Genomic DNA, 15,214 nt, shown 5'->3' on the forward strand with positions numbered 1-15,214 from the left:
ATGAGCTCCACTCTCACGGGGTGGCTGCAGGCCCTCGCCCTGGTCGGCGCCCTGGCCCTCTGCTACCGCCCGCTCGGCGACTGGATCGCCGAGCTCCTGACCTCCGCCAAGCACCTGAGAGCCGAACGCGGCCTGTACAGGGTGGTCGGCGTCGACGGCGACGCCGACCAGCGCTGGCCCGTCTACCTGCGCTCGGTGCTGGCCTTCTCGGCCCTGTCGGTGCTGTTCCTGTACGGGCTGATCCGCCTCCAGACGTACCTGCTGCTGTCGCTGGGCGTGCCGGAGATGGCCCCGCACCAGGCGTGGAACACCGCGATCTCGTTCACCACCAACACCAACTGGCAGTCGTACAGCGGCGAGGCCGCGATGGGCCACCTGGTGCAGATGGCGGGCCTGGCGGTGCAGAACTTCGTCTCCGCGGCCGTCGGCATCGCGGTCGTCGCCGCACTGATCCGCGGCTTCACCCGCAACCGCACCGACCGGGTGGGCAACTTCTGGGTCGACCTGACCCGGATCGTGCTGCGCCTGCTGCTGCCGATGGCGATCGTGTTCGCGCTGGTGCTGGTGGCCAACGGCGTGGTGCAGAACTTCCACGGCTTCCACGAGGTCGCGACCCTGTCCGGTGGCACCCAGGCGGTTCCCGGCGGGCCGGTGGCCTCGCAGGAGGTGATCAAGGAGCTCGGTACCAACGGCGGCGGCTTCTTCAACGCCAACTCGGCGCACCCCTTCGAGAACCCGACCGGCTTCAGCAACTGGCTGGAGATCTTCCTGCTGCTGGTCATCCCGTTCGCCCTGCCGCGGACCTTCGGCCGGATGGTCGGCGACCACCGTCAGGGCTACGCGATCGTCGCCGTGATGGGCCTGTTCTGGGTGGCGTCCGTGGCGCTGATCACGCTGGCCGAGTTCCAGCACTCCGGTACGGCGCTGAACGCCGCCGGTGGTGCGGTGGAGGGCAAGGAGCAGCGCTTCGGCATCGCGGCCGGTTCGCTCTTCGCGGCGTCCACGACGCTGACCTCGACCGGTGCGGTGAACTCCTTCCACGACTCGTTCACGCCGTTCGGCGGCGGGCTGACGGTCTTCAACATGATGCTCGGCGAGATCGCACCGGGCGGCACCGGCTCGGGCCTGTACGGCATGCTGATCCTGGCGGTCGTCGCGGTGTTCGTGGCGGGCCTGATGGTCGGCCGCACCCCCGAGTACCTGGGCAAGAAGCTCGGCGGCCGGGAGATGAAGTTCGCCTCCCTCTACATCCTGACCACCCCGGCGCTGGTGCTGATCGGCACCGGTACGGCCATGGCCCTGCCGGGCGAGCGGGCCGGGATGCTCAACTCCGGTGCGCACGGCTTCTCCGAGGTGCTGTACGCGTTCACCTCGGCGAGCAACAACAACGGCTCGGCGTTCGCCGGCATCACCGTCAACACCGCCTGGTACGACACGGCGCTGGGCCTGGCGATGGTCCTCGGCCGGTTCCTCCCGATGGTGTTCGTCCTCGCGCTGGCCGGCTCGCTCGCCCGGCAGCAGCCCGTCCCGGCGAGCGCGGGCACGCTGCCCACCCACAAGCCGCTGTTCGTCGGCCTGCTCTCCGGTGTCGTGCTGATAGTCGTCGGCCTCACCTACTTCCCGGCCCTGGCCCTCGGGCCGATCGCAGAAGGTCTCCACTGATGTCCAGCACTCTTACCCCCGCACCCGCCGAGCACGGTGCCGCACCGCACAGAGTGCAGTCCGGGCTGCTCGATCCGAAGCTGATCGTCGCGTCCCTGCCCGACGCGGTGAGGAAGCTCGACCCCCGGGTGATGGTCAAGAACCCGGTCATGTTCGTCGTGGAGGTCGGCTCCGTCGTCACCACGGTCGCCGCGATCGCCGACCCGAGCGTGTTCGCCTGGGCGATCACCGTCTGGCTCTGGCTGACCACCGTCTTCGCCAACCTGGCCGAGGCCGTGGCGGAGGGCCGGGGCAAGGCCCAGGCCGACACCCTGCGCAAGACCAAGACCGAGTCGGTGGCCCGCCGACTCACCGACTGGCCCGCCTCGCAGGCCGAGGAGGAGGTCGCGGGCACCGCGCTGCGCCTGGGCGACCACGTGGTGGTCGAGGCCGGGCAGGTCATCCCCGGTGACGGCGACGTGGTCGAGGGCGTCGCGAGCGTCGACGAGTCGGCGATCACCGGCGAGTCCGCGCCGGTGATCCGCGAGTCCGGCGGCGACCGCAGTGCGGTCACCGGTGGCACGAAGGTGCTGTCCGACCGGATCGTGGTCAGGATCTCCTCGGAGCCCGGCAAGACCTTCATCGACCGGATGATCGCCCTGGTCGAGGGCGCCGCGAGGCAGAAGACCCCGAACGAGATCGCCCTCAACATCCTGCTGGCGTCCCTCACGATCGTCTTCCTGATCGCCGTGGTGACCCTGCAGCCGATGGCGACCTACGCCGGCGCCCCGCAGTCGATGATCGTCCTGGTCGCGCTGATCGTCGCGCTGATCCCGACCACCATCGGCGCGCTGCTCTCGGCGATCGGCATCGCCGGCATGGACCGTCTGGTCCAGCGCAACGTGCTCGCCATGTCCGGCCGTGCGGTCGAGGCCGCGGGCGACGTCAACACCCTGCTGCTCGACAAGACCGGCACCATCACCCTCGGCAACCGGCAGGCTACCGAGTTCCAGCCCGCCGCAGGTGTCTCCGTGGAGGAACTGGCGGACGCGGCGCAGCTGTCGTCGCTGGCGGACGAGACCCCCGAGGGCCGCTCGATCGTCGTCCTCGCGAAGACGGACCACGGTCTGCGCGAGCGGGCGCAGGGCGAGTTGGCGCACGCCACCTGGGTGCCGTTCACCGCGCAGACCCGCATGTCGGGTGTCGACGTGGACGGCCGGCAGGTGCGCAAGGGCGCGGCGGGCTCGGTGTCCGACTGGGTCACGGACAACGGCGGAAGCGTCGGTGCGGATGTGGCGCAGCTGGTCGACAGGATCTCCGCCGCCGGTGGCACGCCGCTGGTGGTCGCCACGATGCCCGGCTCCGGTCCGGCCAGGGTCCTCGGCGTGATCCACCTGAAGGACGTGGTCAAGGAGGGCATGCGCGAACGCTTCGAGGAGCTGCGGCGCATGGGCATCAGGACCGTCATGATCACGGGTGACAACCCGCTGACCGCCAAGGCGATCGCGGAGGAGGCGGGCGTCGACGACTTCCTCGCCGAGGCCACCCCCGAGGACAAGATGGCCCTGATCCGCAAGGAGCAGGAGGGCGGCAAGCTGGTCGCGATGACCGGCGACGGCACCAACGACGCCCCCGCCCTGGCCCAGGCCGACGTCGGCGTCGCCATGAACACCGGCACCATGGCGGCCAAGGAGGCCGGCAACATGGTGGACCTCGACTCCAACCCGACCAAGCTGATCGAGATCGTCGAGATCGGCAAGCAACTCCTCATCACCCGAGGGGCGTTGACCACCTTCTCGATCGCCAACGACGTCGCCAAGTACTTCGCGATCATCCCGGCGATGTTCGCCGGCGTGTACCCGGGCCTGAGCCGGTTGAACATCATGGGCCTGCACAGCCCGCAGTCCGCGATCACCTCGGCGATCGTCTTCAACGCCCTGGTCATCGTCGGCCTGATCCCGCTCGCCCTGCGCGGCGTCACGTACCGCCCCACCGACGCCGGTTCGCTGCTGGCCCGGAACATCGGGATCTACGGACTCGGCGGCCTGGTCGTCCCGTTCGTCGGCATCAAGGCGATCGACCTGATCGTCCAGTTCATTCCCGGTCTGAGCTGAGGGACGAGACCCATGCCCACCATTCTGCGCACCCACCTCACCGCGCTGCGGATGCTGCTGGTGATGACCGTGATCCTCGGCATTGCCTACCCGCTGCTGGTCACCGGCATCAGCCAGGTCGCCTTCGCCGACAAGGCCAACGGCTCGATCGTCACCTCCGACGGCAAGGAGGTCGGTTCCAGCCTCCTCGGCCAGAACTTCGACCTCCCGAAGCAGAACCCCGACGACGCCGACGAGGAGGCCAAGCCCGACCCGAAATGGTTCCAGCCGCGCTTCTCCGCCGGCTCCTACGACCCCAAGGCCTCCGGCGCCTCCAACCTCGGACCGAACGACGAGAAGCTGACGAAGGCGGTCCAGGACCGCCGCGCCGCGATCGCCGCCTTCGACGGCGTCGACCCGGCCACCGTCCCGGCCGACGCGGTCACCGCCTCCGGCTCCGGACTCGACCCGCACATCTCCGTCGCCTACGCGAAGGAACAGGTCCAACGGGTGGCCACGGCACGCGGGATCCCGGCCGACACCCTGAACAAGCTGATCGAGAAGTACACCGAGGGCCCGTCGCTGGGCTTCCTCGGACAGCAGGGCGTCAACGTCGTCCTGCTCAACAAGGCCGTCGGCGAGACCAAGTGACCGGCGACACCTGACACCGGACCGACCCGGGCGTGGGAGCGGACTCCCCGCCCGGGTCGGTCCGCCGCATCCGCCGTTCGCCGAGCGGCACGTCGCGCACCGTCAGGGCGCCGACCACGACACCTCTGCCACCGTCCGCCCTCCGTCGAGAAAGAGCAGCGCCCATGTCCCGTGACCTCGCCCCCGGCACCGCCGTCCGCCGCGGGCAGTTGAGGGTGTACCTCGGTTCGGCCCCCGGCGTCGGCAAGACGTACCGGATGCTCGACGAGGCCCGGCGCAGACGGGAACGCGGTGCCGACGTGGTGGTCGGCTACATCGAGTGCCACGGCCGCCGGCACACCGAGACCATGCTCCAGGGCCTGGAACAGGTACCCCGGCTGACCCGGGACTACCGGGGGACGGACTTCCAGGAGATGGACCTGGACGCGGTGCTCGCCCGCCGGCCGCGCGTCGTCCTGGTGGACGAGCTGGCGCACACCAACATCCCCGGCGGGCGCAACGCCAAGCGCTGGCAGGACGTCGAGGAGTTGCTCGCCGCCGGGATCGACGTGATCACCACGGTGAACGTGCAGCACCTGGAGTCGCTCAACGACGTCGTCCAGAAGATCACCGGCATTCCGCAGCGCGAGACCGTCCCCGACGAGGTGGTCCGGCGCGCCGACCAGCTCGAACTCGTCGACATGGCCCCCCAGGCCCTGCGCCGCCGGATGGCGCACGGCAACGTCTACCAGGCGGAGAAGGTGGACGCCGCGCTCTCCAACTACTTCCGGGTCGGCAATCTGACCGCCCTGCGAGAACTCGCGCTGCTGTGGGTGGCGGGCCGGGTCGACGAAGGCCTGCGCGACTACCGGGCCAGCCACAACATCGACCGGGTCTGGGAGACCCGCGAACGGGTCGTGGTCGCGCTCACCGGCGGCCCCGAGGGCGAGACCCTCGTCCGGCGCGCGGCCAGGATCGCCGACCGCAGCGGCGGAGGGGAACTGCTGGCCGTCCACGTCAGCCGCAGCGACGGACTGGCCGGCGCCTCCCCGGGCGCACTGGCCGAGCAGCGCCAGCTGGTGGAGAGCCTCGGCGGCAGCTACCACGTGGTGGTCGGCGACGACGTGCCGAGCGCCCTGCTGGTCTTCGCCCGCGCCCACGACGCCACCCAGCTGGTGCTCGGCACCAGCCGGCGCGGCCGGATCAACCGCTTCCTCACCGGCCCCGGCACCGGTCAGACCACCGTGGACGGCTCCGAGGACATCGACGTCCACATGGTCACCCACGCGTTCACCGGCCGCGGCCGGCTCCCGTCGCTGGGGCGGCGGCACTCCACCCGACGCACCGTCGCCGGCTACCTGGCCGGGGTGGCGGTGCCGACCCTGCTGACCGTCGTCCTGTCCCAGTTCCACTCCCAGGTGAACCTGACGACGGACGCGCTGATCTTCCAACTCGGCGTCGTCGGCGTCGCCCTGCTGGGCGGAGCCACCTCGGCGCTGCTCGCCTCGCTGGTCGCGTCCCTGCTGCTCAACTACTACTTCATCCCGCCCGTCCACACCTTCACCATCGGCGAACCCAACAACGTCGTCGCGCTACTGGTCTTCGCCGTCGTCGCCCTCACCGTCTCCACGGTGGTCGACCGGGCCACCCGCCTCACCCGGCGGGCGGCCAGGGCCACCGCCGAGGCCGAGACCCTCTCCACCCTCGCCGGGAGCGTGCTGCGCGGCGCCGACGCCCTGCCCGCGCTGCTGGAGAAGACCCGTACCGCCTTCGCACTCGACTCCGTCGCCCTGCTCGACGCCGCCGGCGGCGACACCGTCGCCCGCAGCGACGCGGACGGAGACCCGGCCCCGGACCGGACCGTCACCGAACTCCCCGTGGGCAAGGGGGATGTGCTGATCCTCGCCGGACGCCGCCTGCCCGCCGCCGACCAGCGGGTGCTGACCGCGTTCGCCGCCCACATCGCCGCCGCCCTCGAACGCGACCGCCTCGCCACCGTCGCCGCCGAGATCGAGCCGATCAAGGCGGCCGACCGGATGCGCACCGCGCTGCTCGCCGCCGTCAGCCACGACCTGCGCACCCCGCTCGCCGTCGCGCTCGCCTCCGTCGGCTCACTGCGCAGCCCCGACGTCGAGTTCTCCGACGAGGACCGCGACGAACTCCTCGCCACCGCCGACGAGTCCCTGGCCAAGCTCACCCGGCTGGTCGACAACCTGCTCGACATGAGCCGCCTGCAGGCCGGCGCCCTCACCCTGCACCTCGAACCCGTGCACCTCGACGAGGTACTGCCGCGCGCCCTCGACTCCCTGCCGGACACCTTCGCGCCGATCCAGCCGCTCGACCTCGACACCGTGCCACCGGTCCTGGTCGACCCGCCGTTGCTCGAACGGGTACTCGCCAACGTCATCACCAACGCCTGCCGGTACAACGCCCCCGGTGCACCCGTCCTGGTCACCGCCAGCCACCACCTCGACCGGGTGGAGGTCCGCGTGATCGACCGCGGCCCCGGCATCCCGCCCGGCGACCGCGACCGGGTCTTCCTGCCGTTCCAACGCCTCGGCGACACCGACAACACCACCGGCGTCGGCCTGGGCCTCGCCCTCTCCCGCGGCCTCGCCGAGGCCATGGGCGGCACCCTGGAGGTCGAGGACACCCCCGGCGGCGGCACCACCATGCTGCTCACCCTGCCCGCCGCCGACCTGCCCGCGCCCGAGCTGCCCGAGCTGCCCGAGCTGCCCGGTGGTGGCGAGGAGGCGGGGGAGTGACCCAGGTCCTGGTCGTCGACGACGAACCGCAGATGCTGCGCGCCCTGAAGATCAACCTGCACGCGCGGCGCTACTCGGTGCTCACCGCCGCCACCGGCACCGAAGCGCTGGAGTCCGCCGGTCGGACACCGCCCGACCTGGTGCTCCTCGACCTCGGACTGCCCGACCTCGACGGGATGGACATCATCCGCGGGCTGCGGGCCTGGAGCGCCGTCCCGATCATCGTGCTCTCCGGCCGCACCGACGCCCGCGAAAAGGTCGACGCCCTGGACGCCGGCGCCGACGACTACCTCACCAAACCCTTCGTCATGGAGGAGCTGCTCGCCCGGCTGCGGGCCGTCCTGCGGCGTCCCGCCGGTGAGGCCGCACCGCCGCGGATCGCCCTCGGCGGCCACACCGTCGACCTCGCCGCCTCCGTCGTCACCGGCCCCGACGGCCCGCTGCGACTCACCCCGACCGAGTGGAAGATCCTGCGGCTCCTGCTCGCCTCACCGGGCCGCCTGGTGCCCGGCAAGCAGCTGCTCCGCGAGATCTGGGGCCCCGACGCCGAGAACCACGGCAACTACCTGCGGGTCTACCTCGCGGGCCTGCGCCGCAAGCTCGAACCCGACCCCACCCGACCCCGCCACCTGATCACCGAACCGGGCATCGGCTACCGCTTCGAACCGTGAGGCGTCAACGGCACGTCAGGACGGGCCCCTTGAGCGTCAAGGACGCGTCAGGGACCGGCCGGACGGCAGCCGGCCGGGCATAGCGTCAGCCACGAGGACACGGCCGGACTCGTGGGGGAGCACGGCCGTGTCCACGCCGGTGGAAACCTTCACCGTCAACCATCGGCGGCCAGGTGGAAGGGGAGGGAGACGCGCGGCCATGGCGGGTACACCGGGCAGAGTCACCGCACCGAGGAAGACCGACGGTCCGCCGGACACGGCGGACCCCGGTGCCGACAGCCCGGCCGCAGGGCCGCGCGTCTCCCGGAAATCCGGGCCGCTGACCCGCGCCTGGTGGAACACCCCGCGCCTGGTCCGCGCACTCGCCGGGACCGGCGTGATCACCCTGCTCGGCTGCGCCGCCGCAACTGCCGTGGTACTGGCCGGCGCCCGGAGCGGCATGGACGAGATCGGGCACGACGCCGCCCCGCAGGCCGTCCGCGCCGCCGACCTGTACTTCGCGCTCAACGACATGGACGCCCAGGCCGCCAACGTGCTGCTGCTGGGCGCCGACCCCGACTGCACAGCCCTGCGCCGGCAGACCCTCGACACCTACGAGCAGCGCCGCAACCAGGCCGACACCGACCTGCAGCGCGCCGCCGAGGCAGCGGCCGACGACCCCGCCGGCCGGCAGGCCGTGCAGACCGTCCTCGGCGAAATCGGCCACTACGAAGCGCTGGTGGCCCGCGCCCAGCTCCTCGAGGAACAGGCGCACGCCCCCGCGGGGCGACCCGCCCCCGAGGCGCTGGAGACGTACCGGCAGGCGACCGACCTGCTCCGGCAGCAGCTGCTCCCCGCCGCCGACCGGGTCGTCGCGGCCAACTCCACGACGGTGGACCGCGCCTACCTCGGCCGGCGGAGCGCACTGGCCTCCGGCCGGTGGTGGATGCTCGGCACCGGCACGCTCGCCCTGGCCGCGCTGGCCGTCCTGCAACGCACCCTGACCGTCCGCTTCCGGCGCCTGGTCAACCCGCCGCTGGCCGCCGCCACCCTGCTCCTGGTCGCCGGCCTCACCGCGGGAACCGCCCTGGCCGCCCGGGCGGAGGACCACCTGAAGGTCGCCAAGAGCAACGCCTACGACTCCGTCATCGCCCTCAGCCGGGCCCGGGCCGCCGCGTACGACATGAACGCGGACGAGAGCCGCTACCTCACCGACCCGGCGCGCGCCGCCGCGTACGAGCAGAGCTTCCTCGAACAAGACCCAGACCGTCGCCCGCCTCGACGGCGCGACCCTGGCGGACTACGACGCCCGCCTGGCCGACGCCGCCGACCGGCACCGGGCCGACCCGCGGACCGTCCCGTTCGGCGGATTCCTCGGCACCGAACTGTCCAACATCACCTTCGCCGGGGAGCAGCAGGCCGCCGAGCGCGCGCTGACCGCCTTCCAGCAGTACGAGAAGGACGACCGGCAACTCCGCGACCTGCGCGCCCAGGGGAGGGTGAAGGACGCGGTCACCTTCAACACCGGCAATGCCCCCGGCCAGTCGAACGCCGACTTCGACCGCCTCGCCCGTGCCCTGGACGACGTCCTGACGGTCAACCAGCAAGCCTTCACCAGGGCCGTCGCGGACGGGGACGCCGACCTCGGCCCCGCCGCTGCGGCGGCGGGTGCAGGCGCTGTCGCGGCCGCACTGGTCCTGGTCCTGGCCGGCGTCCGCCCCCGGCTGCGCGAATACCGCTGAGCACCCGTCGCGGCGGCAGTGACGTCTCGGGTAACGCCGTGTCAGGAAAGCGTCAAGACCGGGGCGTCCGCACCCGACCGGGTGGTCTCATGGCCCCCGGGACGAGCGAGGACGGGAGGCCGGTGCGCGGTGCACCTCACCGAGTTGGCACAGGCACTCGACGGCCGGCCCGTGGTGGTCCTGCGACCGTACCTGTTCGGCGACGGCTGCAGTGGCAGTGACGCCGAGGTGCGGTGGGTGTGCTGGCTGTACGGCTACCGGTCGGCCTCGTTCCGCCGGTCCCGGTTCGGCACCGAGTTGATGGCGGTGCTGGATCCCGACCCGCTGGCCCGCCCGCGCGGCGACTGGATGCGCAGCCCGGTCCTCCTGCGCGGCCTCGACACACCCGTGCCGTGGACCCACCGGGACCCCGACCACGGCGCCCCGCTGTGGACGCCGCCGGGCTGGCCGCCGGGCCACGGCCCCGTCCGGCCCGCCCCCGAGCGGATGCCGCAGCCCTCGCCCGAGGAGATCCGCGACCGCCACCAGCCCGCGATGCTGCTCGTCCTCGCAGCCCTCTTCGCCGTCCTCGCGATCGCCTGCGCGGACACCCGTCCGGCCGGTGCCGTGGTGCTGGCGCTGTTCGCGCTCGGCAGCCTGGTCGCCCACCTGCCCGCCAGGCGCCACCGCGACCGGTTGCTGAGCAAGGCCGCGCACCGGCCACCGATGTACGACCCGCCGACCGGCGGCGCACGCTGACCACGCCCGGCGGGCATCAGGATTCCGCTCGGATCGCACTCCGCGGCGTGAGGGAGTCGTCAAGGAACGAGGAGGCCGCCGGCCGCCGGGTTCTCCTGGAGGGAACCCGACGGAGAAGGAGAACAGCGGTGGACCTACCGCACGCGGGCACAGAGTGGCAGTCGGGGCGCGAGCCCCGGATCGTGGTCGGCGTCAGCGGATCGCTCGGCAGCATCGCCGCGCTGCACCGGGCGGTCGCCGAGGCCCGCAGTCGAGCGGTCGAGGTGCTCGTCGTCCACGCCTGGGAGCCCCCGGGCGGCGAGTTCGGCTACCGCCGCTCGCCCTGCCCGCCGCTGCTCGACGCGGTCCGCAGCGCCGCCCTGGAGCGCCTGGAGACCGTCCTCGACGAGGCGTTCGCGGGTGTTCCGACCGGAGTCCGGATGCGCGCGGAACTGGTCCGGGGCGAGCCGGGACGGGCGCTCACCGCCCTCGCCGACGATCCGGCCGACCTCCTGGTCCTCGGAGCGACGCAGGCGGGACGGCTGCGCCGGGGCATGCGCCCGGCGGTGACCGCCCACTGCACCGCGCGAGCGGTCTGCCCCGTCCTGGTGGTGCCCAAGCCCGAGTTGCAGCGGCTGATGGAGCGCCGGCGCTCGCCCTGGCGCCCGAGGACGTGGGACGCCGACCCGGGACGGGCGGCGCTCCTCGCCGAAGGGCCGTGAGCCGTACGCCGGACGGCCCCGGCGTGACCACATCGAAGACCGTCCGACAGCCGTGGACGGGACGACCCGTGAGAGGCGGATCCCGCATGTGACGGCGCCGCCCGCCGGGAGCCGCGTGGGCGACGTCCCGGCGGCGGCAGGCGTCAGAACCTGTCCGGGTACTTCACGGAGAGGATCAGGTAACCCACCAGCGCGGCGGCGACCAGAAGACCGACGACGTTGCCGACGCCCATGTGTACAGCTCCTCGCGATCGGCCGGCCCGCGGAGAGTCGGCGGGGCCGGGCGGTGACGGCAGAGGCCCCCGGGCAGCGACGCGGGAAGGGAGGGCGCTGCCCGGAGGCGATGGGGCGAGCCTGCCCGTCCGTCGCCGGGCGCGGGCCGGTCCTGACACCTCCTTGACGCGGACCGCCCCGATCCATGCGCCTCGTTGACGGCCGACCCTCCTCCGGCGGCTCGCGACGCTGCCCGACCCCGCCGTTTCACCCGTCCGGCCGTCCCGCGTCGGCGTCCCGCGTCAGGGCCCCGTCAAAGCGGGCCCGATCCGCGTAGCCCCTGCGTCAAGGACCGGTGCGACCGACCCCCGGAGGGCTTGGACTGGAGACACGAGCGGGACCGACCCCGGCCCTCGCCCGACCGGAAGGAAGCGATCCACCATGACCGACCACCAGCTCCTCGCCCCGTCGCCGACCCGCGCACCGCGGGCGCCGCGCCAGGACACGGCACTCCTCCAGCTGCTCCGCGGCACGGCCCCCGAGGACCGCGCGGCGCAGGCCCCCGCGGTCGAGCCCGACGAGGAACCGCGGCCCGCCGACGGACCGGACCGCCGCGCCGCGGCCGCCCACTGCCGGTACGCCATGCACTACGCCGACTGACCACGCATCGACGGAAACCACCGGGGAGTGTGCGATGACCACTGACGAGCACGGAACGCCGGCCGCAACCTGCGACCACGCGCTGTGCCACGTGCCGGTGCGAAGCGCGGGGCCGGTCCAGGTCCTGCGGGTGTTCCGCCGCCGCGACGGCAGCCGCTGCGCGGTCGCCTTCAGCACCGCCGAGGCCCTGCACGCCCTGCTCGGCGCAGGCCAGGAGACGGCCGAACTCACCGAGCCGGCCCTGAGAGCACTCACCGAGCCGCTCGGCATCCGACACCTCGTCCTGGACCCCACGATCGTCGCGCCCCCGGCCGCCACCGACCGGGCCCCGATCCGCCCCGCTCCGTCACCGTCCGGCCCCGCCCAGCCGCTGCCCGGCCCCGCCGAGCAGCCGTCCAACCCCGTCCTGACCAGGAGCGTCGCGTAGTGACCACACTGCCCGTCCTCCCCGCCCGTCCGAGGTGCCGCAGCAGACCGGCGACCCGGTGGACCCCCGGCCGCTCGCCGGACCCTGGCCGGCCTCCGCCACGCCCGGACGCGGCGGCGGGCTGCTGATCGGCGGCCATCGCGCACTGTCGCGCCAGCACCGCCAGGCGACCCGCTGCTGATCGACCGGCCGGGTGCTGGCAGGGCTTCGGGCCTTCTAGGGTCTGTTGCGAAAGTGGATCAAGAGTCGTGGTCGGCCCGGGTGGCTATCTGGTCTGACCAGCCGCGCGACAGGGGGAGACAGTCGGATCGGAGCGCGTCGCGCTGTTCGGTCACCCATTGCTCAACCTGGTCTACGGATTCCGCGACGGGCTGATTCGTGGTGTCGAGCAGGTGGGTGCGCCATCGCCGATCGTCGGCCGTCCACCCGGTCCAGCGGTGCCAGGCCATGCGGTGCCAGCTGTCGTCGATGATGACGTCGGGCCGGTATCGGGGATCCTCGGCGTGCTGGCGGTGCCAGGCGGCCCAGCCGAGGAAGGCGTCAACCGCCGGAGCGTCCCATCGGCCCGAGTCGCGCATGGTGAGCCTGTCGCGCCGGACCTCGTCGGACACGTCGACCAGACACACTGCGATTCCGTCCAGCAGCGGGGCGGAAGGGCTGGCCAGGACCTCTCCCATCGGAGACTGCCCGGTCAACAGGAGGTCGACGCCGCGGTCCTGGTACTCCAGCGCGCGACGCACCCACATCTCGGTCATGCGGTTGCGCCACCGGCGGTCGGCGCCTTCCGGTACGCCGAGCTCGTCGAAGTCGTGCACGGCGACCCGCTCCAGCCGCTCGCCCACGGCGCAGGCGAGCGTGGTCTTGCCCGAACAGCTGGAGCCGGTCAGTTTGAGCAGCATCTGACCAGGATGGCAGGTCAGTAGTGGCGTCCTCGAAAGGTTTTCTGCGGGACTTTCCGCGCCCGCTCAGGCTTGTCACAGCCATTCGTTGATGGCGGCGATCAGCACGGTCGCTTCGTAGCGGACGGCGAGCTTGTCATACCTCGTGGCCACGGCTCGGTGGCGTTTCAGGCGATTGATCCCGCACTCCACCGCGTGTCGCTCCTTGTAGTCGTCCTTGTCGAACTTGGGCGGGCGCCCGCCGCGGGAACCGAGCTTCTTGCGGTTGCGGACCTGGTCGGCCTTCTCCGGGATCGTGCAGCCGATCCCGCGTCTGCGCAGGTAGGACCGGTTGGCGCGGGAGCCGTACGCCTTATCTGCACGAACCCTGTCCGGCTTCGTGCGCGGCCGACCCGGACCCGGACGGGGTACCCGGATGCCCTCCAGGACCGGCTGGAACTGCGGGCTGTCGTGACGCTGGCCGGCCGTGACAAGCAGCGACAGCGGCTTCTGCCCCTGCTCCACGGCCAGGTGCAGTTTGGTGGTCAGCCCGCCGCGCGACCGCCCGAGTCCGTGGTCGTCCGGTTCGCTGAAGACACCGCCGGGAGGCTCTTTCTGGGAAGCCCCTTTTTACGCGCCCCCGCGGCGTGCTGATGGGCCCGAGCGATTGTGGAGTCCACGCTGACGTCCCACCTGATCAGGCCCTTCGCATCGGCCACGGCCTGCAATTGCGCGAAGATGCGCCTCCAAGTGCCGTCGCGCTGCCAACGGCGGAACAGGTCGTAGGCCCGGTCCCAGGGCCCGTATCGCTCCGGCAGGTCGCGCCACGGCGCCCCGGTCCGGGTCCGCCACCGTATGCCGTCGATCAGCTGCCGCCGTGTCCACGTCGGCGGACGCCCAGGCTTCTTGCCCTGCGGCAACAACGGCTCCAGCCGCGCCCACTGGCCGTTCGTCAGATCACCACGCCCCACGGCGAGTGATCATCCACGACCTTGATCCACTTTCGCGACAGACCCTAGATCGACACCACGTCGGCTTGAGATGAAACTGCCGATCGCGCGGGATCCCCTTCGGTCGAGGGGCAGCGACTGAACGTCTTTCATCCTGTCCCGGCAGGGCGAAATGGCTGGTCAGGAGGGGTGGGGTAACAGGCGAGGCCCCTGGTCGTTGCGCTGGTGTTCTCTACGCACCGCGCTTCGCCCGAGGAGCCTCGCTTGGTCCCGTATCCTGCCATGCTCGACGTCCCGCACGAGCTCGTTGAGCACGTCTCATGGCTGATCTACGCCCGAAGGCGTGAACTGCGTTCGCGTTGGCGGCGCTTGAGCTGCTTCAACCAGGCCCTGCTCACCCTGGCGCATCTGCGGAAGAACGAGACCCTCGCGCAGGTCGCAGCAGGCTTCGGGGTGTCGGAGGCGACCGCCTGGCGGTACGTCGACGAGACCCTCGAGCTCCTGGCCACGTGGGCACCGGGCCTGCGCGAGGCACTGGTCGGCCTGGGCGAGGGCGACTTCGTGATCGTCGACGGCACCCTGATCCCGACCGGCCGGATCGCCGCGGACGAGCCGTACTACTCGCAGAAACCCCGCAAGCACGGGATGAACGTGCAGGTCGTTGCCACACCCGACGGCACACCGCTGTGGTTCTCTCGCGCTCTGCCCGGCCGCACCCGCGACCTGACCGCGGCCCGCGCGCACGGCGTCGTCCAGGCCTGCCTGACCCGCGAGATCCTGGTCCTGGCGGACCGCCCCTACCAGGGTGCCGGCGCCACCGTCCGCACTCCGTACTACCGGCATCACGAACTCCCCGAGCACTACCAGCAGTACAACCGCGACCACGCCCGCCTCCGAGCGCCGGGTGAACGCGCCTTCGCCCGACTCAAGTCCTGGCGAATCTTCCGAAAAGCCCGCTGCTCGACCAACCGCATCGGCCTCCTCGTCTCCGCCGTCCACACCCTTCTCACCTGCGAAGGCTCAGGATGAAAGAGGTTCACTGAAGACAAGGCGACCTGAGCCACACCCGGCCCTCCCGAGCCGGACAACAACTTACGGAGGCGACCTGGGCGGAGGTAAAAGGGCC

14 protein-coding genes are annotated in these 15,214 nt (G+C 71.9%); 11 read left to right on the forward strand and 3 right to left on the reverse strand.

Annotated elements, in window-relative coordinates:
- The 8 genes from kdpA (at window position 1) to ACGFX4_RS18940 (ending at window position 10,960) form a co-directional block, all read left to right on the forward strand.
- Window positions 1–1,662, forward strand: coding sequence for a potassium-transporting ATPase subunit KdpA (gene kdpA / locus ACGFX4_RS18905; RefSeq protein ID WP_393075387.1), 1,662 nt, complete (start codon window positions 1–3; stop codon window positions 1,660–1,662).
- Window positions 1,662–3,755, forward strand: coding sequence for a potassium-transporting ATPase subunit KdpB (kdpB, locus tag ACGFX4_RS18910; protein ID WP_393075390.1), 2,094 nt, complete (start codon window positions 1,662–1,664; stop codon window positions 3,753–3,755). The genes kdpA and kdpB overlap by 1 nt, the downstream gene beginning before the upstream one ends.
- Before the next feature lie 12 nt (window positions 3,756–3,767).
- Entirely contained in the window at window positions 3,768–4,385 is a 618-nt protein-coding gene (kdpC, locus tag ACGFX4_RS18915) for a potassium-transporting ATPase subunit KdpC (protein ID WP_393075393.1), read from the forward strand.
- 164 nt (window positions 4,386–4,549) lie between these two features.
- Window positions 4,550–7,129, forward strand: coding sequence for an ATP-binding protein (locus tag ACGFX4_RS18920; protein ID WP_393075396.1), 2,580 nt, complete (start codon window positions 4,550–4,552; stop codon window positions 7,127–7,129).
- Window positions 7,126–7,800: a response regulator gene (locus tag ACGFX4_RS18925; RefSeq protein WP_393075399.1), complete on the forward strand. Its 675-nt coding sequence runs from the start codon at window positions 7,126–7,128 to the stop codon at window positions 7,798–7,800. The genes ACGFX4_RS18920 and ACGFX4_RS18925 overlap by 4 nt, the downstream gene beginning before the upstream one ends.
- 1,478 nt (window positions 7,801–9,278) lie before the next feature.
- Window positions 9,279–9,521: a hypothetical protein gene (locus tag ACGFX4_RS18930; RefSeq protein ID WP_393075401.1), complete on the forward strand. Its 243-nt coding sequence runs from the start codon at window positions 9,279–9,281 to the stop codon at window positions 9,519–9,521.
- Between the two features lie 129 nt (window positions 9,522–9,650).
- Window positions 9,651–10,259, forward strand: a complete 609-nt coding sequence (locus tag ACGFX4_RS18935; RefSeq protein WP_393075404.1) for a hypothetical protein — start codon at window positions 9,651–9,653, stop codon at window positions 10,257–10,259.
- A gap of 128 nt (window positions 10,260–10,387) precedes the next feature.
- Window positions 10,388–10,960 (forward strand): universal stress protein, encoded by a 573-nt coding sequence (locus tag ACGFX4_RS18940; RefSeq protein ID WP_393075407.1) that lies wholly within the window; start codon window positions 10,388–10,390, stop codon window positions 10,958–10,960.
- A 143-nt stretch (window positions 10,961–11,103) separates the two neighbouring features.
- Here the strand turns inward: ACGFX4_RS18940 and ACGFX4_RS18945 are convergent, their stop codons facing one another.
- Window positions 11,104–11,193: a K(+)-transporting ATPase subunit F gene (locus ACGFX4_RS18945; RefSeq protein WP_393075410.1), complete on the reverse strand. Its 90-nt coding sequence runs from the start codon at window positions 11,191–11,193 to the stop codon at window positions 11,104–11,106.
- Window positions 11,194–11,614: 421 nt separating this feature from the next.
- Here ACGFX4_RS18945 and ACGFX4_RS18950 point away from each other — a divergent pair, with 421 nt between their 5' ends.
- Both ACGFX4_RS18950 and ACGFX4_RS18955 read left to right on the forward strand, forming a co-directional pair.
- Window positions 11,615–11,833, forward strand: coding sequence for a hypothetical protein (locus tag ACGFX4_RS18950; protein WP_393075413.1), 219 nt, complete (start codon window positions 11,615–11,617; stop codon window positions 11,831–11,833).
- Between the two features lie 34 nt (window positions 11,834–11,867).
- Window positions 11,868–12,260, forward strand: coding sequence for an SAV_915 family protein (locus ACGFX4_RS18955; RefSeq protein WP_393075416.1), 393 nt, complete (start codon window positions 11,868–11,870; stop codon window positions 12,258–12,260).
- 239 nt (window positions 12,261–12,499) lie between these two features.
- On the opposite strand, the gene ACGFX4_RS18960 is transcribed toward ACGFX4_RS18955, so the two are convergent.
- Window positions 12,500–13,159 (reverse strand): hypothetical protein, encoded by a 660-nt coding sequence (locus tag ACGFX4_RS18960; RefSeq protein ID WP_393075419.1) that lies wholly within the window; start codon window positions 13,157–13,159, stop codon window positions 12,500–12,502.
- Window positions 13,160–13,234: 75 nt separating this feature from the next.
- Window positions 13,235–14,109, reverse strand: a protein-coding gene (locus ACGFX4_RS18965; RefSeq protein ID WP_393075422.1) for an IS5 family transposase whose coding sequence is annotated in 2 segments (ribosomal slippage) — window positions 13,235–13,719 and window positions 13,719–14,109 — 876 coding nt in all. Because the reading frame shifts where the segments join, the coding sequence is not laid out codon by codon here.
- 261 nt (window positions 14,110–14,370) lie between these two features.
- On the opposite strand from ACGFX4_RS18965, the gene ACGFX4_RS18970 reads away from it, so the two are divergent.
- Window positions 14,371–15,117 carry a transposase family protein gene (locus tag ACGFX4_RS18970; RefSeq protein WP_393075690.1) on the forward strand — a complete coding sequence of 249 codons (747 nt, stop codon included), beginning with the start codon at window positions 14,371–14,373 and terminating at the stop codon, window positions 15,115–15,117.
- Window positions 15,118–15,214: the final 97 nt, after the last annotated feature.

The sequence above is a fragment of the Kitasatospora sp. NPDC048365 genome, from assembly GCF_043200835.1.
Lineage (GTDB): Bacteria > Actinomycetota > Actinomycetes > Streptomycetales > Streptomycetaceae > Kitasatospora > Kitasatospora terrestris.

Bases quoted from the DNA above. Each gene is read 5' to 3' on its own strand.
- ACGFX4_RS18945 (WP_393075410.1), bottom strand. From the start codon at position 11,193: ATGGGCGTCGGCAACGTCGTCGGTCTTCTGGTCGCCGCCGCGCTGGTG.
- ACGFX4_RS18970 (WP_393075690.1), top strand. From the start codon at position 14,371: ATGCTCGACGTCCCGCACGAGCTCGTTGAGCACGTCTCATGGCTGATC.
- ACGFX4_RS18920 (WP_393075396.1), top strand. From the start codon at position 4,550: ATGTCCCGTGACCTCGCCCCCGGCACCGCCGTCCGCCGCGGGCAGTTG.
- kdpB (WP_393075390.1), top strand. From the start codon at position 1,662: ATGTCCAGCACTCTTACCCCCGCACCCGCCGAGCACGGTGCCGCACCG.
- kdpC (WP_393075393.1), top strand. From the start codon at position 3,768: ATGCCCACCATTCTGCGCACCCACCTCACCGCGCTGCGGATGCTGCTG.
- ACGFX4_RS18960 (WP_393075419.1), bottom strand. From the start codon at position 13,159: ATGCTGCTCAAACTGACCGGCTCCAGCTGTTCGGGCAAGACCACGCTC.
- ACGFX4_RS18950 (WP_393075413.1), top strand. From the start codon at position 11,615: ATGACCGACCACCAGCTCCTCGCCCCGTCGCCGACCCGCGCACCGCGG.
- kdpA (WP_393075387.1), top strand. From the start codon at position 1: ATGAGCTCCACTCTCACGGGGTGGCTGCAGGCCCTCGCCCTGGTCGGC.
- ACGFX4_RS18955 (WP_393075416.1), top strand. From the start codon at position 11,868: ATGACCACTGACGAGCACGGAACGCCGGCCGCAACCTGCGACCACGCG.